24 protein-coding genes are annotated in these 24,255 nt (G+C 59.7%); 14 read left to right on the plus strand and 10 right to left on the minus strand.

Features of this window, described 5'->3' with window-relative positions; all coding sequences use genetic code 11:
- Nucleotides 1–16: 16 nt before the first annotated feature.
- The 6 genes from U9R81_RS01920 to U9R81_RS01945 all read right to left on the minus strand — a co-directional run bounded on the left by U9R81_RS01920 (nucleotide 17) and on the right by U9R81_RS01945 (nucleotide 7,448).
- Complete coding sequence (locus U9R81_RS01920; RefSeq protein WP_322493850.1) at nucleotides 17–799, minus strand: APH(3') family aminoglycoside O-phosphotransferase; 783 nt, start codon at nucleotides 797–799, stop codon at nucleotides 17–19.
- A 91-nt stretch (nucleotides 800–890) separates the two neighbouring features.
- The gene (locus tag U9R81_RS01925; RefSeq protein ID WP_322493851.1) at nucleotides 891–2,579 is read right to left on the minus strand and encodes an FAD-binding protein; all 1,689 of its coding nucleotides are present in this window, start codon (nucleotides 2,577–2,579) and stop codon (nucleotides 891–893) included.
- A gap of 127 nt (nucleotides 2,580–2,706) precedes the next feature.
- Nucleotides 2,707–3,075: a DUF2255 family protein gene (locus U9R81_RS01930; protein ID WP_322493852.1), complete on the minus strand. Its 369-nt coding sequence runs from the start codon at nucleotides 3,073–3,075 to the stop codon at nucleotides 2,707–2,709.
- Nucleotides 3,076–3,145: 70 nt separating this feature from the next.
- Nucleotides 3,146–5,227 (minus strand): cation-translocating P-type ATPase, encoded by a 2,082-nt coding sequence (locus tag U9R81_RS01935; RefSeq protein WP_322493853.1) that lies wholly within the window; start codon nucleotides 5,225–5,227, stop codon nucleotides 3,146–3,148.
- Nucleotides 5,220–5,570 (minus strand): metalloregulator ArsR/SmtB family transcription factor, encoded by a 351-nt coding sequence (locus U9R81_RS01940; protein ID WP_322493854.1) that lies wholly within the window; start codon nucleotides 5,568–5,570, stop codon nucleotides 5,220–5,222. The genes U9R81_RS01935 and U9R81_RS01940 overlap by 8 nt, the downstream gene beginning before the upstream one ends.
- Nucleotides 5,571–6,311: 741 nt before the next feature.
- Nucleotides 6,312–7,448, minus strand: a complete 1,137-nt coding sequence (locus tag U9R81_RS01945; protein ID WP_322493855.1) for a M20 family metallopeptidase — start codon at nucleotides 7,446–7,448, stop codon at nucleotides 6,312–6,314.
- A 134-nt stretch (nucleotides 7,449–7,582) separates the two neighbouring features.
- Here U9R81_RS01945 and U9R81_RS01950 point away from each other — a divergent pair, with 134 nt between their 5' ends.
- The 11 genes from U9R81_RS01950 (at nucleotide 7,583) to U9R81_RS02000 (ending at nucleotide 17,886) form a co-directional block, all read left to right on the plus strand.
- On the plus strand, nucleotides 7,583–8,080 hold the full coding sequence (locus tag U9R81_RS01950) for a ferritin (RefSeq protein ID WP_416180926.1): 498 nt from the start codon (nucleotides 7,583–7,585) through the stop codon (nucleotides 8,078–8,080).
- Between the two features lie 857 nt (nucleotides 8,081–8,937).
- Entirely contained in the window at nucleotides 8,938–9,702 is a 765-nt protein-coding gene (puhE, locus tag U9R81_RS01955; protein WP_322493857.1) for a putative photosynthetic complex assembly protein PuhE, read from the plus strand.
- Nucleotides 9,703–9,977: 275 nt separating this feature from the next.
- On the plus strand, nucleotides 9,978–12,068 hold the full coding sequence (gene acs / locus U9R81_RS01960) for an acetate--CoA ligase alpha subunit (RefSeq protein WP_322493858.1): 2,091 nt from the start codon (nucleotides 9,978–9,980) through the stop codon (nucleotides 12,066–12,068).
- Between the two features lie 12 nt (nucleotides 12,069–12,080).
- Nucleotides 12,081–13,151, plus strand: coding sequence for a phosphotransacetylase family protein (locus U9R81_RS01965; protein WP_322493859.1), 1,071 nt, complete (start codon nucleotides 12,081–12,083; stop codon nucleotides 13,149–13,151).
- Between the two features lie 8 nt (nucleotides 13,152–13,159).
- Nucleotides 13,160–13,510, plus strand: coding sequence for a hypothetical protein (locus U9R81_RS01970; RefSeq protein WP_322493860.1), 351 nt, complete (start codon nucleotides 13,160–13,162; stop codon nucleotides 13,508–13,510).
- Nucleotides 13,497–14,582, plus strand: a complete 1,086-nt coding sequence (locus U9R81_RS01975; protein WP_322493861.1) for a quinone-dependent dihydroorotate dehydrogenase — start codon at nucleotides 13,497–13,499, stop codon at nucleotides 14,580–14,582. The genes U9R81_RS01970 and U9R81_RS01975 overlap by 14 nt, the downstream gene beginning before the upstream one ends.
- Nucleotides 14,582–15,019: a hypothetical protein gene (locus tag U9R81_RS01980; RefSeq protein ID WP_322493862.1), complete on the plus strand. Its 438-nt coding sequence runs from the start codon at nucleotides 14,582–14,584 to the stop codon at nucleotides 15,017–15,019. The genes U9R81_RS01975 and U9R81_RS01980 overlap by 1 nt, the downstream gene beginning before the upstream one ends.
- Nucleotides 15,020–15,035: 16 nt before the next feature.
- A complete protein-coding gene (pyrF, locus tag U9R81_RS01985; RefSeq protein ID WP_416180927.1) occupies nucleotides 15,036–15,776 on the plus strand; it encodes an orotidine-5'-phosphate decarboxylase in 741 nt (246 codons plus the stop codon).
- On the plus strand, nucleotides 15,773–16,402 hold the full coding sequence (locus U9R81_RS01990) for a phosphoribosyltransferase family protein (RefSeq protein ID WP_322493864.1): 630 nt from the start codon (nucleotides 15,773–15,775) through the stop codon (nucleotides 16,400–16,402). Before pyrF ends, U9R81_RS01990 begins: the two co-directional genes overlap by 4 nt.
- Nucleotides 16,403–16,445: 43 nt before the next feature.
- Nucleotides 16,446–17,135, plus strand: coding sequence for a Yip1 family protein (locus tag U9R81_RS01995; RefSeq protein ID WP_322493865.1), 690 nt, complete (start codon nucleotides 16,446–16,448; stop codon nucleotides 17,133–17,135).
- A gap of 10 nt (nucleotides 17,136–17,145) precedes the next feature.
- On the plus strand, nucleotides 17,146–17,886 hold the full coding sequence (locus U9R81_RS02000) for a Yip1 family protein (RefSeq protein ID WP_322493866.1): 741 nt from the start codon (nucleotides 17,146–17,148) through the stop codon (nucleotides 17,884–17,886).
- Nucleotides 17,887–17,942: 56 nt separating this feature from the next.
- Here the strand turns inward: U9R81_RS02000 and U9R81_RS02005 are convergent, their stop codons facing one another.
- The 3 genes from U9R81_RS02005 to U9R81_RS02015 are packed head-to-tail and all read right to left on the minus strand — an operon-like array spanning nucleotide 17,943 to nucleotide 19,890.
- Nucleotides 17,943–18,890, minus strand: coding sequence for a polymer-forming cytoskeletal protein (locus U9R81_RS02005; protein WP_322493867.1), 948 nt, complete (start codon nucleotides 18,888–18,890; stop codon nucleotides 17,943–17,945).
- On the minus strand, nucleotides 18,887–19,336 hold the full coding sequence (locus U9R81_RS02010) for a hypothetical protein (protein ID WP_322493868.1): 450 nt from the start codon (nucleotides 19,334–19,336) through the stop codon (nucleotides 18,887–18,889). The genes U9R81_RS02005 and U9R81_RS02010 overlap by 4 nt, the downstream gene beginning before the upstream one ends.
- Complete coding sequence (locus U9R81_RS02015; protein ID WP_322493869.1) at nucleotides 19,309–19,890, minus strand: RNA polymerase sigma factor; 582 nt, start codon at nucleotides 19,888–19,890, stop codon at nucleotides 19,309–19,311. The genes U9R81_RS02010 and U9R81_RS02015 overlap by 28 nt, the downstream gene beginning before the upstream one ends.
- A gap of 140 nt (nucleotides 19,891–20,030) precedes the next feature.
- Here U9R81_RS02015 and U9R81_RS02020 point away from each other — a divergent pair, with 140 nt between their 5' ends.
- Nucleotides 20,031–20,285 (plus strand): UPF0158 family protein, encoded by a 255-nt coding sequence (locus U9R81_RS02020; RefSeq protein WP_066787381.1) that lies wholly within the window; start codon nucleotides 20,031–20,033, stop codon nucleotides 20,283–20,285.
- 69 nt (nucleotides 20,286–20,354) lie between these two features.
- On the opposite strand, the gene U9R81_RS02025 is transcribed toward U9R81_RS02020, so the two are convergent.
- Entirely contained in the window at nucleotides 20,355–21,632 is a 1,278-nt protein-coding gene (locus U9R81_RS02025) for an ABC transporter permease (protein WP_322493870.1), read from the minus strand.
- A 90-nt stretch (nucleotides 21,633–21,722) separates the two neighbouring features.
- Between U9R81_RS02025 and scpB the strand changes: the two genes are divergently transcribed.
- Complete coding sequence (scpB, locus tag U9R81_RS02030) at nucleotides 21,723–22,304, plus strand: SMC-Scp complex subunit ScpB (RefSeq protein ID WP_322493871.1); 582 nt, start codon at nucleotides 21,723–21,725, stop codon at nucleotides 22,302–22,304.
- Between the two features lie 477 nt (nucleotides 22,305–22,781).
- Nucleotides 22,782–24,224 (plus strand): chromosomal replication initiator protein DnaA, encoded by a 1,443-nt coding sequence (gene dnaA / locus U9R81_RS02035; protein WP_322493872.1) that lies wholly within the window; start codon nucleotides 22,782–22,784, stop codon nucleotides 24,222–24,224.
- The last annotated feature ends 31 nt before the right edge of the window (nucleotides 24,225–24,255 follow it).

Genomic DNA, 24,255 nt, shown 5'->3' on the forward strand with positions numbered 1-24,255 from the left:
TTGTTGTGGCTATTCCTCAAAACAACTCATCTAACAGTTGGTAATAGGCAATCTTCTTCAGATCGACCTGCTCGATCCCGTATGAGGTAAAAAAGAGCGGTTCATATTCCTCACCTAGATTGTAGCGAATGCTGCGCGACGCGAGGGCTAGATCGTGGTAGCGGTCGGCAATCCCGGCCCGGCCCCAATCGACAAACCCGCTCAGCGCGCCAGCTTGCACGATCACGTTGGGCAAGCAATAGTCGCCGTGGGTAAAGACCAGATCATCTTCCGGCGGCTGGTCGCGCTCGACTGCTGCCAGCACCTCTCGCGCCGTCATCACCCCGCGCCGCTCGTCGTCAAAATCGTCTTCATCAATCAGATCATGTTCGACATTGTAGCGCGCCTGTGCCAAACGGTGAATGAGCCGGGCATCGAAGGGGCAGTTTGTCACGTCAATGGTGTGGATCATGCGCAACCCCTGGGCCAGTATCCGCACAATCGCTTCGGGCGCTAATTCATATTGGGCGGCAACGCAATTCACGCCGGCCACTTCCGCGAGCAACAGATACTCTTGTCGCTCATCGCACTCGTAATGCACCACCGCCGGCGCCGGTAGTTTGCCCTCCAACCACCGCAACACCTGCACTTCTGGTAGCAGCGACGCATGCGGTGTCACCGGTTGTAGCTTAAGGTAGAGGGTGCGTTCGTCTTGAATCAGTTGATAGACGCTGGCCGGCGAGCAACCGATCGTCACTTCGCTGACGATGCTGCCGGCGAGCAGAGTTTGGATGGCTGGCGGTAGGTGAAGGCCGGTCATATTCCACGAGCTACATCATACAAAACCCGGCCTGATCCGCCACGTTACGATCAGGCCGGATGGTAAGCTGGTGATGGACTACTCTTCTATTTTACGGTAATTTCCCAATCGGGCGAATCTTGCCGCCGGCAATATGCTTTGCTGCGACGTACCCAAATGTCATCGCCGGGCCGATGGTGCTGCCGGGGCCGGGATAGGTGTTTCCCATCACCGAGGCCGAGCTGTTGCCGATGGCGTACAAACCCGGAATCGGTGCGCCATCAGCGCGCAAGACGCGGGCGCACTCGTCGATGACCAACCCGCCTTTTGTGCCAAGATCACCCGGCACCATCGGCACTGCATAAAACGGCGGTTGCTCGATCGGCGCAAGGCACGGGTTGGGTTTCACCGTCGGATCGCCATAGTAGCGGTCGTAGGCGCTATCGCCACGGTGAAAATCCTCATCGACGCCGCGGCGAGCAAAGGCATTGAAGCGTTCGATCGTCTCAACTAGATTTGTTGGATCGATCCCGCATTGCTGGGCTAATCCAGCAATGGTGTCGGCCTTGCGGAAATAACCGCTCTCAAAATAGACTGGCGGGATCGGCTGGCCGGGGAAGAGCGTGCCAAAGATGTACTTGCTCCGGTAGCGCTGATCCATAATGAAAAAGGCCGGAATATGCGGAACTGCGGCAGAGTGCTTTTCGTACATCGCATGCACCACATCGACATACGAGGCCGATTCGTTCGTAAATCGTTTGCCAGCCGCATTGACCATAATCCCGCCGGGGTACGAGCGCTCGCCGACGTGGAACATCACCGGCTGGTTCGGTGGTACGCTCGACGGCCCCCACCAAGCGTCATCCATCAAATCAAGCTTGGCTCCAATCTTCATACCGGCCTGAATCGCATCGCCGGTATTGCCCGGACTGCCCGAACTCCATTCGTGGTTGACCGGCGGTTGTTGGAATGCCTCGCGCATTGCTTGATTGTGCTCGAAGCCGCCGGCGCCGAGAACGACGCCTTTGCGCGCCGCAATCCGCATCGTCCGGCCCTCGCGTTCAGCCACTACTCCCACAACTGCGCCATCTTCCAGCACCAGATCTTTGAGTGGTGTGTTGAGCCAGATCGGGACGTTTTCCTCTTTCAGCGAGAGGCGGAGGCGGGCAATCAGGGCTTGGCCGAGCGTCAAATAGCGCACACCAGTGATAATGTTGAACACGGTGCGCACACTCACTTTCAGCGCCACCCACTTGCCGGCCCACGTCGAGGTGATCATACCGAGCTTGTTGTACTCGCTGGCGGTAAAGGCCAACCCTGCCGGAACCTTGATGCTCATCGGGCGGAGTTGGGCTAAGTCAGGTCCCAATTTCTTGCCATTGAACGGCGATGCCTCCAATGCGCGGCCATCGACCATCCCGCCGGGCCGTTCAGGGTAATAATCGGCATAACCGACCGAGCGGTGAAAGCGGACATGCGAGTTGCTGACGAGGTATTTCACCATTTCGGGGGCATGCACCAGATACGACTCTTGCAGCGCCGGTGGGGTGCGATCGCTAACAGTATGTTTGAGATAGGTGCGCGCCTTCTCGAACGAGTCTGCTAAACCATCGCGTTGCAGCAGATAGTTGTTGGGGATCCACAACCCGCCGCCAGAGATGGCCGTTGAGCCGCCGTAGTACTCCGTCTTCTCGATCATCAGCACATCAAGACCGGCCTGCTTCGCCACCAGCGCCGCCGTCATTGCCCCGCCGCCTGCGCCAACGACAACCACGTCGGTGGTGTGATCCCAGTGGGCCATCGCTTCCTCCTTGAAGCTAGGAATGGTTTTTTGAGCAAGGAACTATTTGTTTGTTGAATTGCTGAATAGTCAGATATGTCTCATGGCACGAGACATTTGTCAAGGATGGCCGGCAGGTGGCGTTTTTCTAGCGGGGCAGCAGTTTGAGCGTCGTTGTGCGCACTTCAGGCGCTACCATCGCCCCCGCATAGGGTGAGTGACCGTATTTCGTGCCATACGCCGCGTCAATCTGGTCATTAATGACCGGATCGGTCTCGGCGACAAAGGCGACATCTCTAGCTTCATCGCCGGCCCAGATCCGGCCCTGCCCGCTGGCCTGCGCGGCGCGGAACCATGCTCCGACGTGGCCACGGTACGAGCGCACATAGAGGTTGTCGTTGACCCGCACCACCCAAACTGGAACCGGTTTGGTAAGCTGGCCGCTCGCATGCGCCGCTACCTCGATCGCGTCCGTATCGCCAATCAGCGCAAGGTCGTCGGTTTTCCAGCCCTCCATGCCATCGCTCCCTTCTTTCCGCAGGCAGGTTTGCGAGCGGCTAAGTGATTCCGCAAGGCATCCCCAACCATCACCGTTGGCGCAACAGCCGCGCCGAATTGGCGAGAATGCCGAGATCGGGCAACGATTGCGCGGCGGCGGCGAGGGTGAGTGGCAGCAATCCAACCGCGGCCAGCGTAAGCCCGATCAGATTGTAGACGGCGGTAAATCCGATATTGAGCTTGACCACTCCCATCGTGCGCCGGGCAATGCGCAAAACCTGCGGCGCCAGCGTCCAATCATCGCGCATCAGCACGATATGGGCGGCTTCGATCGCGATGTCGGTTCCGGCAGCACCCATCGCGATGCCGATGTCAGCCTGCGCCAGCGCCGGCGCGTCGTTTACCCCGTCGCCAACCATAACCACGGTATGGCCGCGCGCCTGATAATCCTTCACCACCGCGATTTTATCTTCCGGCAGCAATTGCGCCCGGTACTGCACCCCAAGCTGGCCAGCCAAGGCGGCAGCCGTGCGTTCGTTGTCGCCGGTGAGCAATTCGATGTGTTTGATGCCTAGCGCGCGCAGTTCGGCAATGGCCGCCGGCGTTTCGGGACGGAGCGTATCGGCGGCAGCGAGGAGCGCAATCGGTTCATCGTTGCGCGCCACGACCAAGAGCGTTTTGCCTTCGGCTTCGAGTTGGACGGCCAGCGGTAGCGAGGCCGCCGCCGGGATCAACCGGCGATTGCCGACGGTAATCGTAGCGCCGTGTACCGTTGCCCGCACCCCCATACCGGGGATAGCCGTAAAGTGCTCTGGCTCGGCGAGGGTGAGGTTCTGCGCCCGCGCCAACTCTTGCACCGCCGCGGCCAGCGGATGCTCCGAATACCGTTCAGCCGTGGCGGCAAGCTGCAATGCCTCTGGCGCGGGCACCCCGTTGAGCGCGATCACATCAGTGATGCGGGGCCGGCCCAACGTCAGCGTGCCGGTTTTATCGATCAGCACTACATCGGCTTTCGCCAACGCTTCCAGATATTTGCCGCCTTTAATCAACAGGCCGCGCTTGGCGCTCGCGCCGATCGCGGCCAGCATCGCGACCGGGGTGGCCAACGCGAACGAACATGAACAGGCGACCACCAACACAGCGGCGGTTGCCAGCGGGTTACGGCTGATCAAGAAAGTCAGGACGGCAATCCCGGCCACCACCGGCAGATAATAGGCGCTAAACCGGTCAGCCAGCCGTTGCACCTCGCCCCGATGTGCTTCAGCCTCTTCGACCAGCTTGATCACGCGGCCAAAGGTAGTATCGGCCCCCACTCGCAACGCCTTGATCCGCAAACTGCCTAGTTTGGCAAGTGTCGCCGCAAACACATGCGAACCGGCGCTCACTTCCACCGGCATCGACTCGCCGGTGATCGCAGCTTGATCAATGGTGGCATAGCCGGCGATCACCTCGCCATCAACCGGAATCTGCTCGCCGGGCCGTACGATCACGGTATCGCCGGGTTGCACCTCGGCCACCGGCACTTCTACCTCTTCGCCGCCCCGTTCAACCCTCGCCGTTTGCGGCGCCAGTGCAGTCAATTCCTTCACCGCCCGGCGGGCGTTCTCGGCGGTAAACCGCTCGACATAATCGCCGACACGCATGAAAATGACCACGATCGCTGCCGCTACCCATTCACCCACGATCAACGCAGCAATCACGCCGAGCGTCATCAGAGTATGCGAGGTGATCTGGCGGCGGAGGGTCGCTCGCGCCACATTACGGAAGACCGGCCAGCCACCTGCCACCACCAGCGCGATGCCAATAGGCAGAGGGATTAATGCGTTGAGTTGATCAAACAAACCGAGCCACTCGCCGGCGACCACAATCCCCAACACAATCGCAAACACCACCGCCAGCAGGATCGTCATCTGGCGCGAGAATTGGTTGATCGAGGCATTGGCCGGCGTTGCCGTGTCAGGGACGGTATAGCCCGCGCTCTCGACTGCTTGCCGGATGGCAGATAGATCGACCCGGCCCGGATCGAGCCGGATCACAGCCTTCTCGGCAGCTAACAAGACATCAACCGCTTCGACGCCGTGTAATTTGGCAATAGCCTGTTGCACATGCTGGGCGCATTCGACGCAATCCATGCCCTTGACCGGCACTTCAAGTACATGGGAGTCACTCATCGCTCGTATCCTCGGCTTGGTAGCGCGTACACTCGTACACCCCTTTAGCGACATCGGCCAGCAATTCGTCAGCCAGCCGGAGCAACTGCTCCACCCGCCGGTCGCTCAATTCGTAATACACGAAGCGACCTTGGGGCGAAGCCGTCACCAACCCGCAATCGCGCAAGCAGCTCAGATGGTTCGAGACATTGGGTTGCGAGAGCCCGGTTGCTTGCACAATATCGCTCACGCTGCGCGCGCCGTTACGCAGCGCGATCAAGATGGCAAGGCGCGAAGGATCGGCAAACCCGCGAAAGAGCTTGGCTTGGCGTGCTAGCGCCGTTGGATTGGCAACCGTGAGCATAGTATGCTTCCTCATAAACATATCATTATCTGGTGATATGATAGACGGCGTAGCGATAGTTGTCAAGCGTCGCACATGCCTCTTCCCCGACAAGAGAGTGATCCGTGAATGGTCCCGAAACGACACACAAGGCACGAAAGAAGTTGTGAGTTTTTGTGGCTATCTCCCCTCCCCTGTTCCCACCGTCAGGCGGGAGCGAGGGCTGGGGGATAGGGCGAACAGCCCGCGCAGCGGGCTTCGTAACCGTAGCCCGGCCCTTCAGGGTCGGGCCGAAGCGTAGCCCCAAAAGACACAAAAGCCACAAAAGATGTTGGGTTTTTTGTGTCTTTTCGGGTCAATTCTCCATTTCCCCCTCTCCTACTGGCGTGAGAGAGGGGCTGGGGGTGGGGGCACAACGCTCCCCCAGCGGGAGAGGGGCCGGGGGTGAGGGCACAATGCTCCTCCAGCGGGGGAGGGGTGATGGGTTCCACTGGTGCCATGCTGTGAATAGCCACAAAGCGACGCAAAAGACACAAAAAAGGTTTGTGTTTCTGTGTCTTTTCGTGGCAATCCCCTCTTCCCCCTTTCCCCTCCCCCAACGGGGGAGGGGAAAGGGGGTGGGGCACAATACTCCCCTAGCGGGGAAGGGGTGATAGGTTCCACTGGTGCTATGCTGTGAATAGCCACAAAGAGACACAAAAGACACAAAAAAGTTTTTGCGTTTTTTGTGTCTTTTCGTGGCTATTCCCGTCTTTCCCACTCCTACACCTCACTTAACAACGCGCACAGCAGCGCAGTACGGTCGATCAACCCCTGCCGGCTAATCTGCTCGTGATCGGCGTGCGCACCGGCGCCGGGGCATCCCAACCCGTCGAGAGTAGGAATGCCGAGCGCAGCTGTGAAATTGCCGTCGCTGCCGCCGCCGGTGCTCCCCTCGCGGATGTCTAAACCCAACGCTGCACCCAGCTCTTGAGCGCGGGCAAAGAGCGCGGCGCTAGCCGGAGTGCGTTCCATCGGTGGACGGCGCACGTTGCCGCTAACCGCCACTTGCGTCCCCGGCGTTACCGGCTGTAGCGCCGCCATACCAGCTTCGATCCGCGCCGCTTCAGCCTGCGTCCACACCCGTACATCAACCTCCATCCACGCTTCGGCAGGCACCACGTTAGGCCGGGTGCCGCCGCCAACCACGCCAACATTAACCGTCGTGCCGATCGCGGGGTTAGCCAGCGCATTGACTGCCAAAATCTGATGGGCCAGCTCGGTGATCGCACTAGCCCCCTTCTCCGGTTCGACCCCAGCGTGGGCCGCCTTGCCGGTAATTGTCACCCGAAACGCGCCGCCGCCCTTGCGCGCCGTCTTCAGTGCGCCATCCGGCTCGGTTGGCGGTTCGATCACCAACACGTGCGCCGCTTGCGCTGCTGTCGCCTCGATCAGCGCCCGCGAGGTCGGGCTGCCGATCTCTTCATCAGAGGTCAACAGCACAATAACCGGACGGCGCAACCGCGGCGCTGGCTGGCCAAACCCACCAAGAGCGGCGTAAACCATCCCGATGCTAGCCTTCATATCATACGCCCCCGGCCCAAAAGCGCGGTCGGCAGTGACGGTAAAGGGTCGCTGCGCCACCGTTCCTGCTGTCCACACCGTATCGTAATGGCAGAGCACCAGCGCCGGCGGCAAAGCTGGCTCGGCGACATCAGTCACCGTGACGCGCAAATGGTCGCCGCCGGAAGGGTTAGTGATGCGCTCCACCTGACCAATGCCGGTAAAGAGCGCGGCCAATTCATCAGCGCAGGCATCAAGCAGGGCTTTATCCGTGCTCGGCGATTCGAGGTGGACGAGGCGGGCGATTAGGTCGAGCAACTTGGCTTCGTGGACGGCAATCGTTGCGCGGTCGAGCATTGCAGTCTCTCTAGACAAATCAATATAGTTGTGCGCGGTAGTATAGCGCATATCCGGTTAGTTTGGTTTGGAAGCGCTTGCGAAATAGGGTATCATACGGGTGTTTCCCGTCAATGGCGTGAAGGAGGGCAATGATGCTGAGCGAAACGATCCAACAGGCCGTAAACCGGCAAATCACCTACGAATATGCTGCATCGTACACCTATTTGGCAATGGCCGCTTACTTCGAGTCACTCTCGCTGACCGGATTTGCCCACTGGTTCCGCATCCAGAGCGAAGAAGAGCGTGAGCACGCGCTCCGCTTTTTCGATTACGTGAACGATCGGGGCGGGCGGGTGATGCTAGGGGCGATTGACGAACCGCAGAACGAGTTTGCCTCGCCGCTTGACGCCTTCGAGCGGGCGTTGGCCCACGAGCAGCGGGTGACTGCTGCGATCCACGCTATCTACTCGTTAGCGGCGCAAGAGAACGATTATGCCACGATGAGCATGCTGAAGTGGTTTATCGACGAACAAGTCGAAGAGGAAAAGAGCGCCGAGGAGATTATCCAGCACCTCAAGCTGATCGGCAACGATGGGGTTGGCTTGTTGATGCTCGATCGCAAACTGGGCGAACGGGCACAGGAAGAATAGCAATTCGTCTTGAAGCGCATGGAGTGCGGCAGTTTGACTGCCGCACTCCATGATCGCGGCAACCGCGGGCCCTCATGTCATTGCGAGAGCGGCGCGGCCCCAGCGCAGCGAGGAGTCGCCCGACCGCAGCAATGACAAATGGGAAGTGCCGCTTCCCAACCACCCTTTGCGTCCTCTGCGTGCTTCGCGCCATGGCGTTCCATCCTCTGCGTCTTTGCCCCCTTAGCGGCTTTGCGTTGACACCCTCACTCCCCAACCCCCTCTCCCACCGTCAGGTGGGAGAGGGGGAGCCGCGTGGTGGGCGGGAACGGTATCGTCGAACGAGTGACAGCAGCGCCCCTCTCCCGCGCCAGCGGGAGAGGGGCTGGGGGTGAGGGCCAACAGCCCGCGCAGCTGGCTTCGTAACCCAAGCCCGGCCCTTCAGGGCCGGGCCAAAGGATAACGTACCCCGCGCTCTCTGTGGTCACAGTTCTCTCTCTCGCTCCAGCGGAACAGATGCCTAATAGACTGTCATTGCGAGGGAGGTGCGGCCCCAGCGCAGCGAGGGGCCGCCCGATCGCGGCAATCTCCTGCTTCAGCGGAACCAGCCCGCTCAGGCATACCTCCCGTGCTCGTGGGGGATTGCTTCGCCGCGCTGCGCGCGGCTCGCAATGACAAGCGAAGAGCTGGGGCGTGCCCGTCTGTCATAGCGAGAGCGGTGCAGCGCAAAGCCACGCTGGCGCCGCCCGACCGCGGCAATCTCCTGCTTCAGCGGAACTAGCTCGCTCAGACATACCTCTTTTCACCAGACCTTCACGAACTGCTGCATTTCGTGTACAATTATGACATTAGTGCAAAAGTGGGTAGAAAGCTCAGCTATGAATTGGATAGACATCGCCTTCTACTATCTGTTGCCGCTCTTCACGGTCGTCACGTTGTGGCTAGGCCTGACCTTCGGCCTGATCTGGCTCAACCGGCGCGGGCAACGGGTAGCAGGTTGGGCGGTGTTCCTCAGTTTGCCGCTGCTCTTGTTCGCACATAGTGAATTGCTCGTAACGCGCCACGATCTGAGCGCGCTTGGCGCGTATCGCGCATTCACTGCCGGGTTGCTGGTGTGGGCATGGCACGAGCTTGCCTTCTACAGCGGTATACTGGCCGGGCCGCGCCGGCTGCCGTGCCCGCCCGATGCGCATGGCGTGCAGCGCTTCTTTTACGCCCTCGGCACCCACTTCTACCACCAGCTCGCCTTCTTGCTTGAGATGGGTTTGCTGATTTGGCTGTTGCAAGACGCCAGCCATTGGCTTGGCCCGCTCACTTTTGGGCTAAGCTGGGCCTTGCAGCAGAGCGCCAAGCTCAATGTGCTCTACGGTGTGCGGGCGCTGCAAGTCGAACTCTTCCCGGCGCACCTTGCCTTTCTTGCCAGCTACTGGCGGCCCGGCCCGCCGAGCGCGTTTTTCCGCCCCAGTGTGTCGGTCGCTACATTGCTGGCGATTATGCTCTGGTTTAGTATTGGCGCTCATCTTGGCGACCCGGCGGCCATTCGTTTAGCCCTCTTAGCCAGTCTTTTTACCCTTGGCGCGCTCGAACACTGGCTCCTGCTGCTTCCTGCTCCTGCTCCCGCCACTGCCACAGCCATTGATTAACTTCGCTATGCAGCCGCGCTTGTAACCTTGTGTGCTACCCTGCATATAGGGAGCTGTATGCTCCTTGGTCGTGTGTGCGATACGCTGGAATTGCCGGCAATCCTGCAACCTTCCCCGTATGCCGGTCGCATACTCGTCTGCACTACAGCAATTCACGATCGTCATATCTGCGCACCCTTGCATCATTGTGGCAGTTGCGCGAAACATCGCTTGTCGCAATGTCGCGTATCGGTTATGATGAATGGGCAAGGTGTGCGAAAAGGAGCACCCGCGCTATGTTAGAGGCCATTTTTGACCCTCAGTCGGTAGCTGTGCTTGGGGCGTCGCCTGAACCGGCGCGTCTGGGTCATCGTGTGCTGAAAAATATTATCGAACACGGCTATCAAGGTCGCATTTATCCAATCCATCCGCGCGCTACCGAAGTGCTTGGCTTGCGCGCCTACCGCTCAGTGCTCGAGGTTCCTGATCCAATTGACTTGGCGGTGATCGTTATTCCATCCCAACACGTCAACGCGGCGGTTGATGAGTGTGGCCGCAAAGGGATTCGTGGCTTGGTGGTGATTACCGCCGGTTTTAAAGAGGTCGGCGGCGCCGGACGCGAGCTTGAGCGCGAGTTGTTGGCAACCGTGCGCCGTTATGGGATGCGCATGATCGGCCCCAATTCGCTCGGTATTATCGATACGATCAGTAAGCTTAATGCCTCGTTCGCCAATGCGATGCCGTTGCCCGGCAACATTGCGTTGATGTCGCAATCGGGAGCGATCTGCACGGCTATTCTCGATTGGAGCTATCAGCAAGGGATTGGTTTTTCGCGTTTCGTCAGCCTCGGCAATAAGGCCGATGTTGACGAGGTAACGCTGCTTGAGGCGTGGAATCGTGACGAGCATAGCAAGGTGATTTTGGCCTATTGGGAAGCGATTGATGACGGCCCTAGCTTCATTCGCGTTGCGCGCGAGGTGACCAAGTGTACGCCAGTAGTGGCAATTAAGAGCGGCACTACTGCCGCCGGCACTCGCGCTGCGTCGTCCCATACCGGTTCGCTGGCCGGTTCTGAAACGGCGTATGAGGCCGCTTTTGCCCAAAGCGGTATCTTGCGCGCGCGCACGATGAATGAGTTGTTCGATCTGGCCTTGGTCTTCGCGTACCAGCCGATGATCCGCGGCAATCGGGTGGCGATTGTCACCAATGCCGGCGGCCCCGGTATTATCGCGACCGATGCGGTTGAGCGCAGCGGCTTGGCAATGGCCGAGTTCACCCCCGAAACCATCCGCCGCTTGCAAGAGAAATTGCCATCCAATGCTAATTTCTTTAACCCGATTGATGTCATTGGTGATGCAACACCAGATCGATACGCTTGGGCGATTGAAGCTGCGCTCGCCGATCCGAATGTTGATGGTTTGATTGTGCTGTTTACGCCCCAAGCGGTTTCCGATCCTTTAGTGACGGCGCGGCTGATTGCCGAACTCACCAAGCAGACCGATAAACCGGTGGTGACCAGCTTTATGGGTGGCGCGAGCCTCGGTGAAGCGGTGCGCGCGCTCAATGAGGCGTATATTCCGAATTACCCCTTCCCCGAACGCGCTGTCCAATCGTTGGCCGCAATGTATCGCCAATCACTCTGGCAACGACGTCCGGCTCCCACCTATCGCCATTTTGACGTTGATCGCGATCGCGTGGCACAATTATTCGCTGAAGTGCGTGCGGCTGGCCGGGTCGAGTTGGGCGAGGTTGAGGCGCGCCAAGTCATGGAGGCGTATGGGATGCGGTTGCCTAGAAGCCGGTTGGCCCATACCCCGGAAGAGGCGGTCGCGATTGCCAATGAGTTTGGCTATCCAGTGGTGATGAAGATTTCCAGCCCTGATATTCTTCACAAGAGCGATATTGGCGGCGTGCGCGTTGGTCTGAGCGATGCCACAGCGGTGCGCGATGCCTTCGAGCTGATCGAGTACCGCGCGCGCAAATATGTCCCCTCGGCGCGCATTTGGGGTATCCTTGTCCAAGAGATGGTGCGCAAAGGCCGTGAAGTCTTAGTCGGTGTCAGCCGCGATCCGCAATTTGGGCCGCTGATCGCGGTGGGAATGGGAGGCATCTATGTCGAGGCCTTGAAAGATGTTGCCTTCCGCCTCGCGCCGCTCAGTGTTGAAGAGGTGCGCGAGCAGATCCGTTCAATCCGCGCCTACCCGCTCTTGCGCGGCGTGCGTGGCGAACCGCCTGCCGACATTGCTGCGATCGAAGAGGCGGTGCTGCGGGTCAGCCAATTGGTCACCGACTTCCCGGAAATTGTCGAGATGGATATTAATCCGCTCGTCGTCCATCACGAAGGCGAGGGCGCGATCGTCCTCGATGCCCGGATCATCCTCAACTAAGTGGAGGCAATGATGGCAACACTGTATGTCGCCTCAACCGAAACCTACGTCGGCAAAAGCGCGGTCTGCGTCGGCTTGCTGCGCCGCATGAAGCAAGACGGCTTCCGCGTCGGCTATATGAAGCCGGTCAGCGTTTCGGTGACGCACACGCCCGATGCGGTGCTCGATGAAGATGCCGCCTTTATCCGCCAGACGATTGGCCTTGATGCGCCAATGGAGCAGGTCGCGCCGGTGTTGATTACGCCGGGGGTGATTGAGTCGATCCTGCGCGGGCAGCCCCATTCGTTCGCTAAGACGCTGCGCGATGCTTATCTGGCGGTGTCACGCCAAAAGGATGTGGTGGTGCTTGAGGGCACCAATACGTGGGCCGAGGGGGCGCTGGTCGACCTGACCGCCGATCAGGTGACGGATATTCTCCAAGCTCCCGGCTTGCTGGTGTGCCGCTATACCTCTACCTTGTCGGTTGATACCATCTTGAGCGTGCAACGCTACGTCGGCGATCGCTTGCTGGGGGTGCTGATCAATCAAGTCGAAGAGCCGCACCGCGAGTTTGTCCGCAATCGCGTCACGCCGTTCCTCGAAGGGCGGGGCATTCCGGTGTTTGGGATTATGCCGCGCGACCGGCTCTTGTCTGGGGTGAGCGTCAACGAGCTGGCCCAGCATTTGGGCGGGCAAATCATTGGCCGGCCTGAGTGGGGCGAGAAGATGCTCGATTCGCTGATGATCGGGGCAATGGGAGCCGAAGCGAGTCTGTCGTTCTTCCGCCGCCGCGCCAACAAGGCGGTGATTACCGGCGGCGATCGCAGCGATTTGCAACTGATTGCGCTGCAGACTAGCACCAATGCGCTGGTGCTGACCGGCAATATCCGCCCGACGATGCAGGTGATAGATCGCGCCGCCGAGCTGGAGGTGCCGATTATTCTGGTGGCTGATGATACCCTCAGCACGGTTGATCGGGCCGAGCGTCTGTTTGGTCGCGTGCGCTTCCATCAAGAAGCTAAGCTGCGCCGCTTTACCGAATTGCTCGATGCCCATTTTGATTTTGACCGTTTGTATCGCTTGCTGGGGTTGAAGATCCACTAGGACGCGCTATGACCACCGATCCGTTGCCCGAAAACGCTGAAGTGATGGGGCCATTGGTGTTTGTGCCTAATCCTGATTATCCCTATCCGTTTCCGGTCGCTCGTCCGCCCCGTTTCTGGATGGAAGAGACGACTGGGCGGCTGGCTACCGCGGTTGAACGCTATATGCAAGGCGAACCGCTGACTGCCGACCAGCTTGAGGTAATTAAGCTGTATCTCACCCAGTATTTGGAACGGGCAGTGATTGAGGGGAGCGCCGACCGGAAACGGTTGCTCAGCCGGATCGAGCGGCTCCGCACCACGCGCGATATCGAGCGTTTTGCCGATGAGTTGTCTGAGGTGGGTGTTGAACCGTTCTGATCTAACGATATACCGCTTCCTGCTGCGCCCAATCTTGTTCCGGCTTGGCGGTGGCGATGCCGAGACCGCTCACGAACGCACGTTGCATCTGTTGGCGTTGCTGAGCCGATCACGCTCGTTGTGCCGCACTCTGCAGTTGATTGCTGCGATCCGTGATCAACGCTTAGCGCGTACCGTCTTCGGGGTTCACTTTCCTAACCCGGTCGGGTTAGCCGCTGGCATGGACAAAGATGGCGTGGCGTTGCCGGCATGGGCTGCGCTTGGCTTTGGCTTTGTCGAGGTGGGCACTGTCACCTATCACCCGCAACCCGGCAATCCGCGTCCGCGCCTGTTTCGCTTGCCGGCGCGCGAGGCGCTGATTAATCGCATGGGGTTTAATAATGCCGGCGCGGCGGTCTTGGCGCAACGGCTGGCAGCGACGCCAGTTTCCATCCCGGTTGGCGTCTCGATCGGCAAATCGAAAGTGACGCCGCTCGATCAGGCGATCGACGATTATCGCGCCTCGTTCCGGCTGCTCTTCCCGTATGCCGCCTACGTGGCGATCAACGTCAGTTCACCCAATACTCCTGGCCTGCGCCAATTGCAAGACGCCGATCACTTGCGCGCGCTCTTGGCCGCGTTGCAGCGCGATAACGCCGAACTGGGCCGCGCCGATTCGTGCGGGCCGCGCCCGCTGCTGGTGAAAATTGCGCCGGATCTGAGCGATGCAGCGATCGAAGAGCTGTTGGCAGTGTGCGCCGATCACGCTGTCGCCGGTATAATTGCGACCAATACCACGATTGGGCGCAGTGGTCTTGAGGGCATCGATCTGGCGTTAGTGGCCGAGACCGGCGGTCTCAGCGGGCAACCGCTCGCCCAACGCTCTCGGCAGGTGGTACAGTTGATTGCGCGCGCCACTGGCGGCAAACTGCCGATTATCGGCGTCGGCGGCATCCATTCGCCTGATGATGCGCTGCGGATGTTCGAGGCCGGCGCGAGCTTGATCCAGCTCTACACCGGCTTGGTCTATCGCGGGCCGTTGCTGCCGCGCCGGATCAATCGCGCGTTGCTGGCTGCCGGCAAGGAGCGGTGATGAGCGGGTTTCTCGGCACCAAAGCCACTTTCGCCCAAGATGTGTCATTGGTAGGCAGTATCATCGTTGCGATCGCTTTTACCATTGGCGCTTATCTAGCGGTGAAAGGCTACTATAGCGCGCATCGTTGGCTGCAAACCGGCGCAGCGGCGGCTAATTTGGCGCTCGTGTTCGGTGTGATGATCCCGTCGCTGCTAGCGGTCACGCCTGATGAGAATCTCACGTTGCCGGTGGCAGCCTTTGTCGCGATGCCGGCTCACGAGGTGATTGGTACGGTGGCAATGCTCTTTGGGGTGTACGTGGTGTTCGTTGGTAATGGCTGGCTGCCGGCGCGCTGGCGCTTCACCAATTACAAGCCGTTTATGCGGATTGCCTTTGCGCTCTATTGGGTTGCGACGGTGGTGGGGGTTGCCGTGTATCTCTTGATCCATACGTGAGCGCATCATGGCGACGATGCCGTTATCTCCCCGCGAACGTATTCTGGTTGCTCTCGACACGCCCGATCTCGACCGCGCGGTTGCGCTGGCTGCTCAGTTGCGCGGGCAGGTGGGCGGGTTCAAGGTGGGGTTAGAGATTTGCACAGCGATTGGCACGCCGCAGGTGGTGCAGGCGATTGCGGCGGTTGGCGGCAGCGTGTTTCTCGATCTCAAGCTGCATGATATTCCCAATACGGTAGCTGGCGCGGTGCGCGCCGTCTGCGCGCTCGGCCCGGCGGTGCGGATGCTGACCTTGCATTGTACTGGCGGCAGTGCCATGCTGTGCGCGGCAGCGACCGCCGCGCACAGCATGCCGTATCGCCCCTTGCTGCTCGGCGTCACCGTCTTGACCAGCCTTGATGCGGCGGCGTTGACCGGCGAATTGCAGGTGCGGCAAGAAGTTGCCGAGTATGTGGTGCATCTAGCGCGGATGGCGCGCGATTGCGGTCTCGATGGCGTGGTTGCTTCGCCGCACGAGGTGGGTGCGATCCGCGCTGCTTGCCCCGATGTGCGGATTGTGACGCCGGGCATTCGCTCGCTGTGGGCCGGCGAAGGCGATCAACGGCGAGTGATGACCCCCGCTGCCGCGCTGCGGGCTGGGGCTGATTATCTGGTGATTGGCCGCCCGATTACCAACCCGCCGGCTGCGATCGGCGATCCGGCGGCGGCGGCGGCCCGCATTGTAACTGAACTTGAACAGGATAATGTTACGTTATGAGCGATACCAATCTCTTAGATGTCTTGCATCAACTGGGTGCGATTGTCACTAACGATCACATTGTCTATACCTCTGGCCGCCATGGCAGTAGCTATGTGAATAAGGACGCGCTCTATCCGCATACTGCTGCCGCTAGCATGGTCGGTGCGGCGTTGGCCCGTCACTTTGCCGATGCCGGCGTTGAGACGGTGGCCGGGCCAACCGTGGGTGGAGTGATTATGGCCCAGTGGACGGCACACCACCTGTCGCAACTGAACGGGCGGGAGGTGTTGGCGGTCTACGCTGAAGAAGAACAGGTCGAAACCGGTAAGCAGCGGGTGTTTCGCCGTGGCTACGATGCGCTGATCGCCGGCAAGCGGGTGTTGGTGGTCGAAGATGTCCTCACTACTGGCGGCTCAGCGCGGCTGGTGGTCGAGGCGGTGACGGCTGCCGGCGGGATTGTGGTCGGCGTTGGCGCACTCTGCAATCGCGGCGGTATAACGGCGCTCGATCTCGGCGCGCCGCGCCTCGTAGCGCTCACCGAATTGCCGCTTGAGAGCTATCCCGCCGAGGAGTGTCCACTCTGCGCTGCTGGCGTTCCCATCAATACCCGCCTCGGTAAAGGGGTGGTGTATCTGCGTGCGTAACCTGTCTCAGGATCCGGTTCCTTCGCTTAGCACGAGGAAAGCAATGGAATCACTCACTTACCTCTTCCGCCTCAGCACTGCCGGCCTATTTCTCGATCCCAACGCGTTTCGCGAACAGCGCGATAATCCGGCAACGTTACGCGACGGTTTTCTGGTTGTGGCGCTGGTGGGTATTCTGGTCGGGGCCGCGAGCGTTATCGGCAGCTTGCTCAGCACGCTGGCTAGCCCCGATCCGCTGGCTGTGCTTGATGTTGTTCAGCGCGGCATCGAACGTACGGCCTTGTTTGCCGAACTGCAACGGGTGGATCCGGCGCTCGAACTCGAACCGTTCTTTACCCAATTGGCCCAGATTGTGGCGCCACTCCAATGGAGTGGCTTGATCGGCGCGATTGCCACGCCGTTCGTCTATTTGTTCATCTGGCTGATCTACGGCTTTGTGGCCCATCTCGCCGCCCGCTCGCTTGGCGGTGAAGGCACCTTTGCCCAAACGCTCGGTTGCATGGCGTTAGCAAGTGGCGCGAATTGGCTGGCGGTGGTGCAGATTGTGCCATTCGCGCAAGTCGCCGGCACGACCCTGCTTGGCTTGATCGGGTGTTATCTTGGCCTGCGCGCAGCGCATAATCTGCCGGCATGGCGGGCGTTTTGGGCGGCGCTGATCGGGCCGATTGCATTGGTTGTGTTGCTGATGCTGTTCGGTTGTGGCGCTTTGGCAGTACTGGTTGCCACTGCGTAGGGGAGATGATATGTCGTTGATCGATACCTTTAATGGGGCTTTGACCCTCAACCAACGGGTATTCACTGAGATGCGCGACGCGCCTGACGGGGTTCGGCGTGGATTTCTAATCATTCTGATGGTGGGATTGCTTGTCGGCGCAATCCAGAGCGCAAGTACGCTGATCAGCGTCACTGACCCAGAGCGTGTTGTGCAAGAGGTGATGCTGGGCTACCGCCAGTCACTAGAACTGCAGCAGGAGACAGCAAGTACGCCCCAGGAACGTGAAGTCGTGCGCTTGCTGCAAGAGAGCGAAGATGAGATAGCGCAGATGGTGCGTGATATTATTACGATCCCTACCGCCTTGCCACGACCGGTTGCGCTCGTCTTGCGGGCGCTCGGCCAAACTGTTTCGACGCCGCTCACCTACTTGAGCGGTATGTTGCTAGCGGTGACGTTCACCCATCTCGCCGCCCGCCAACTCGGCGGGCAAGGCGGCATTCGCGCAATGGTCGCCGTTGGATCGCTCTCGGTTGCGCCCCATGCGCTCGATGCGCTCACCTTTATTCCGGTCTTGAACTTGCCGCTCTTGATAATCGCGTGGGTGTGGGGGCTTATCATTCTCGTGAGCGGCACCGCTGTGGTGCATCGGCTCGGTAGCGGCAAGGCCACGCTGGCCGTATTGCTCTACCCCAGCCTGCTCATCGTGTTGGGGATATTGCTGGGTTGTGTGCTTGGCCTCTTATTTGTTGCGCTGGCGGCTAGCGTATAGGAGCGACGTTACTATCAAATGTCGCTACGACCTGATTGGGTCTTTTCGTAGCCATGCTAACCAGTGTGCTTTACTGCCGGCCACTCGTCGCGCCAAATCGGTAGCGCGCCGCCGCGGCTAATCAACGCTGCGCCCAACCCCCAGCTCGCCACGGCGTAGCCTAACCCCAACGCGAGCGCCGGCGCAACGATGCCGATAACGAGCAGCGGTACGAGCACAATGAGCGCGCCGAGTGCGGCGGCCAGCGGCGGCTTGAGCGCCCAGCCGGGTGGCCATGTGGCTGCGATCGCGCGCGCGACGCCGGTGAGTCCGATGGCATACGGCACGTGCAGCAGGATGATCAATGGCAGGAGGAGGAACAGACCGGCGAGGCTGAGGGTCAATACCCCCACGACAAGCGGCAATGCCGAGAGTGCCAGTATGTTTGAGAGTAACCCAACCACGGCGCTGCGCAATGGCGCGGCGCGCAACGCTCGCCCGATCCCGGCTGTGCGGCGCGGCCAGATGAGCGCGATCGCCACACAGAGCATTGCCGAAATCAGCGCACCGAGCACTCCGGTAGTTCCCGGCAGCAACCAACGGCGGACGATGGTTTGGCCGCTCAGCGTGCCAATCAACGCGGTGGCTACCGCCGATCCAGCCAGCGGTTCGACCCCGATTGCGGTGCCATGCAAGCCGGCGCGCGATCCAATCTCTATGCCGCCAGCGATTGAAAGGACGTTTCCTTCGACAATGGCGCCGGGAGCTAACGTAATCGTACCGGTGTAGCTCACCACATCGCCGCGCACAATGCCTTGCACGGTGATCGAACCGGCCCAACTCGTTACGTCGCCGTCAACTTCGCCCAGTATCACAATTGGTTGATCGAACGTGGCGACGTGGCCACGGTACTGCTCGCCGGCAGCAATGATCAGCGCCGCTGGCCCTTGCGCGAACGCGCGCGCTGGCGTAGCGAGCATGACCAACCAGAGCATAACTGCAAACAACCAGCTTCGTCGTATCACTGCAAAACCTCAGCCAACGGTGCATCAAGAATCAAGCGCCACCAAAGCCAGCCAGCGGCGAAAAGGACGAACAATCCGAGCAGCCACCACCCGGCGTTGACCAGCCATAGGTGCCAGAGCGGTTTGGCGACGAGGGTGAGTCCCAACACATACCGCCCGGCGCCGGTGGCTGGATCGCCGAACAGCGAGGCGGGGCCGTTGCTGTCAATGCTCAATCCCCAGACCCCCAGCACCAGCGCGACGAGCGGCGCAGCCAGCCAGAGTGGCCGCCAGCGCCAACCACGGCGCGCAGGAGCGGCGGAGAGGCGCCGTACCACGCGCGCCGATAGATCGGCTGGCGGTGATGCCATCGTTGGTTCACCCCATCGCGCCAGTAACGCGCGCGTCTCGGCTTCGACCGCAGCCAGCTCGGCATCGGTCAACTCGCCATCCCTTCCGTGTTCCATACCTCCTCCTCAGCGGCCAGCGCCTCTTGCAGCATTTTGCGCGCTCGATGCAGCCGGGTCTTGACGGTCGCTTCGGTTAAGCCCAAGATAGCACCGATCCTGTCATACGAGAGATCGTGCCAGTAGCGGAGCACGGTCACGCCGCGATAACTCTCAGGCAGCCGTTGCAAGGCTCGTTGCACCGCTTCACGCTGCGCGCTCTGCAAGGCGCTTCGTTCTGGCCCCGGCTGCGTGCTCGGCAGCCAAAAGGCGACATCTTCCAACGTTAACCAGTTGAATCGCCGCCGGCGCAGGCGATCAATGCAGTAGTTCGATCCGATCGTTAACAGCCACGTGACGAGCCGGCGCGACGGATCATAGCTCTGCAGATGGCGAAAGGCGCGCAAGAAGACTTCCTGCACCGCGTCTTCCGCCTCGGACGCATCGCCGAGCATGCGATAGGCCTGATTATACAAAACGCCGGTATAGCGCTGGACAATCGTGGCGCATGCCGATTGGTCGCCGGCGCAAGCCCGGTTGATGAGGTCGAGCTCGTCAGATGATGGATCGCTCACAAGCGCTCCTCACAGATACTATACGATTCATTACGATAAACGTTACCACTCCGTCAACTTGCAAGAGCGGGCAGGTTCGTGTACCATCATTATGGTTCGGCGGTCGTTCGTATGCCGTCGTTAATCCACTGGAGGATGCTGTGGCCGCTAACATCAATCGTGAGCAAATTCGCGCCGCGCTGGCCGAGACTGACCCGGCTGTGAGCTTTTATCTCGACCTAAACTCCGGTGAGGTGTTGCGGGTGCCCGACACCGATCCAAGCGCCGAGGCGGAAGCGCTGCGCAATCAGGTGATGGAAGGGTATGGCGATCGGTTCCGGTATATTCCCGGCGGCAAGGCCAGCCCTACCGATGCCGATGTGCAGGAATGGCTCGAAGCGGAAGGGCTGGTCTAAATTGGGCATGTTCGGCAAGGTGAGATGATCATTCATCTCTGCCTTGCCGATGCTATCGCTGCTGTGCGGTTATTGTTTCTCATACGGTTTGCCTACCGCCGCCGGCCCGACAGCGCGGCCAATCAATCCGGCCAGTACAATCATCGTTACGACGTAAGGTGTAACTTGCAAAAATTGCACTGGCACCGGGCCGCCCAAGACCTGTACCTGCAAGATTTGGAAGCGCGTGCCTAAGGCCTCGGCAAAGCCAAACAGCATTGCGCCGCCAAAGGCGCCAAACGGCATCCATTTACCGAAGATCATCGCCGCCAGCGCGATAAAGCCCTTACCGGCCGTCATCCCGTCGTCAAATTGGCCCACTGTTTCCAACGAAAACCATGCGCCGCCGAGCCCAGCAATGCACCCGCTGATGAAGACGTTGAAATAGCGTGTTCGGTTGACTGCAATGCCAACCGTGTCAGCGGCTTTGGGATTCTCGCCTACGGCCCGCGTACGCAAGCCCCAACGGGTCATGAAGAGCACGATGTGGGTCATGATCACAAGGAGCAGCATGGCAAAAAAGATTGGCTTGCCGCTGAAGATCAACGTCCCCAACACTGGAATGGATTCGAGCGAGCGGGCAAGGTCGGGAAAACCGGCGTTAGCGAGCAAGCCGGAAAGCGACGGGAGCGTGATCCGTCCGCCGCCTTCCACGACGATATATTGCCGTCTGAGGTAGCCGGTCACGCCAATCGCTAGAATGTTGACCACCGTACCGCTAATAATCTGGTCGGTGCGGAATGAAATCGAGAGTGCGCCGTGCAAGAGCGCCATGACGCCGCCGATGACAACTGCGCCAATCACGCCGGCCCAGATATCGCCGGTGAAGATAAAGATGGCGAAGCCAAAGGCGGCTCCCATCAGCATCATGCCCTCGATAGCGATATTGATCACGCCTGAACGTTCGGCCCAGATCCCGGCCAATGCGCCGAGCGCTAGCGGTGTGCCGAGGCGTAGTGATTCGCTGAGCATCACGGTCGCATTGGTCTGTTTCCCGGCTGCGGCCCAGATCAGAATGGCTGGAAACAAGAGCACCGCACTCGTCCACAGCAGACCGTCGGCCCAACGGTGGGCGCGGTTGCTCAGACCCAGTACGCCGGCAATCAGTGCGATCAAACCGATAACGGTCAGGCTCCACGCCGTGGGGAAGGCTATCACCGGTTGCGGCACCGCTAACGCAATGCGGGTCACCACGGTATCGCCCGCTAGTGCCAGCGGTACGTAGTTGAACAACATCAAAAAGCCCAAGAGGGTAAAGAAACCAGCAATCACTTGTCGGCGGGAAATGCCACGACGGCGCTCACTCATTGGCAACGTCCTTTCCTGCTTGCACTTGCAGCCGTTATGATACCATAAGCAATCATTTTCTGGATAGCGTCTAGTGTCCGAACATAACCCATGACCGAGTCTGACCACGTTTTACCGACAACCAATGCCGGTTCGCCCTACCAGCCGGCGCTCTTTCCTGATACAGCGCCACCTTCGTTGGCGCAACTGATCGAAGCTGTGCTCTTTGTTGCCGGCGAACCGGTGACGATTGAGCAATTAGCGCGAGTGTTAGAGGCGACACAGGAGCAAGTTGCCGCGGCCATCGATGAATTGAGCCAAAGCTATGCGCAGCGCGGGATTCGCCTTCAGCGCCACGGTGATCAGGTGATGTTGGTCAGCGCGCCGGAAGCGGCGCCGGCCATCCGGCGCTTGCTCGGTGCGCAACACGGCCAGCGCCTGTCACATGCCGCGCTCGAGACGCTCGCGATTATTGCCTATCGCCAACCTATCACGCGTGCCCAGATCGATGCTATTCGCGGCGTTGATAGCAGTGCCGCGCTGCGCGCGTTGCTAGCGCGCGATCTGATCTGTGAGGCTGGTCGTCTCGAGACGTTGGGCCGGCCTATCCTCTACGCCACGACCCCGGCCTTTCTCCAACAATTTGGTTTAACGAGCCTTGCCGATCTGCCGCCGGTTGATCTCCCGGAATAATGGCGCAGTGGCCGTCATCACTGCGCCATGACTCTATCCACGTCCTTCTCCCCGCCTGTCCACGCATTATCCACATGAAAGGCAGGGTGATCGCGCTCGTTGTGCGATCGGTGACGAGCGCACCACGATGCGCTAAAATCGAAGCTGCCCGGCAAATAGTTTGCCACTTTATCCACAATTATCCACAGTTTAATCTCAACATAACGCAGTCTCTATCTCGCTACGATCACAAGAAACAAACGCCTACCACATTGCATCACTATAAGGAACATTTATAGATCTCCCGCATTATGTTGCTTGAAATATGGGGACAGATCGAGTATGATCTCACCACGTCAATTGAAGACTTGCTGCCCGCTCTCACCACAAGCGCACTGCGACTCAGATGTCAAACGACTGCGTTGCTGATCCCGCGTTTCGGCGCGGGTGATTGATTATGTGCGCGATGGTTAAGCGCGGCTCGCAAGGAGGCGCAGCGTGAACCTAACTCAAATCTGGAAAGCAACACTGACCGCCCTGCAATCGCAAATTTCGCGCCATGATTACGATGCGCTGCTGCGCTCGGCAACGCTGTTGTCGCTTGACAACGGGGTGGCGCGGATTGGGGTTTCGTCGCCGGCTCAGAAAGAAGGGCTGGAAAACCGGTTACTCATGCCGCTCCGCAACGCGCTGACGCGGGTTGTCGGCTACTCGGTGCAAGTGCAGGTGCTGATTGCTAGCCCATCGTTGCGCCCTGAATTGCTCCCTGCTTCGTTCAAGGGGTCGCGGTTTGCTGCTGAACCTGAACCGATGATCGCCGAATCTGCCGTGCCGGCTTTTGCGCCCGGCAATGGCGCCAGCGAACGCGCTGTCCAACTCGATTTGGCCAGCGCAATGCGTTCGGGGATGCTGAATCCCAAATATACGTTTTCCAGCTTTATTGTCGGTTCGAGTAACCGCTTGGCCCACGCCGCTTGTCTCGCCGTGGCTGATAATCCCGGCCAAGCCTATAACCCGCTCTTCCTGTATGGCGGCGTCGGCTTGGGCAAGACCCACTTGCTCCACGCGATCGGCAATCGCGTGCTCGATCGCGATCCCGAAATTAATGTGCTGTACGTTTCGTCTGAGAAATTTACCAACGACTTGATCAATGCCATTCGTCGCCAGCAGACCGAAGAGTTCCGCATGCGCTACCGGAATATCGACGTGCTGCTGATCGACGATATTCAATTTATCGCTGGCAAAGACGCCACCCAAGAAGAGTTTTTCCATACCTTCAATACGCTCCATTCGGCGGCGAAGCATATTGTGATTAGCTCTGATCGTCCGCCCAAGGCGATTCTAACTCTCGAAGAGCGATTGCGTTCGCGCTTCGAGTGGGGCTTGATCGTCGATGTCCAGCCCCCCGACCTTGAAACGCGCACCGCGATTCTGCGCGCGAAGGCTGAGCAGATGAGCGTGCATGTGCCCGATGAGGTGATCGATTTTCTGGCTCACAAGATTCAGAGCAATATCCGCGAACTTGAAGGCAGCCTCAACCGGGTTGCGGCTTACGCCGAACTCAACCGGTTGCCGATTACGATCGATACGGCAACGGCTGCCCTTGCCGATCTGTTGGGCAATCAGCGCCGCCGCCGCGTCAGCGCCGAGGCGATTTTGCAGGTGGTGAGCGAACATTACGGGATCGAAGTCGAACAGTTACGCGCTCGCAATCGCTCGCGCCACGTGGTGGTGCCGCGCCAAGTTGCGATGTATCTGCTGCGCGAAGAGACCGAGAGTTCGTTGGTTGATATCGGTAATCTGCTCGGCGGGCGCGACCATACCACGGTGATGTATGGCTGCGAGAAGATTGCTGAGGAGATTAATACCGATAGCCATTTGCGCAGCGAAGTGATGACGATCCGGGAACGGATCCAGATGATGCGCGGCGTGTCGTCGTAGGGACATAGCAACGATATGCTCCTACGACGAC

The organism is Chloroflexus sp., assembly GCF_034435895.1.
Taxonomy (GTDB): Bacteria; Chloroflexota; Chloroflexia; order Chloroflexales; family Chloroflexaceae; genus Chloroflexus.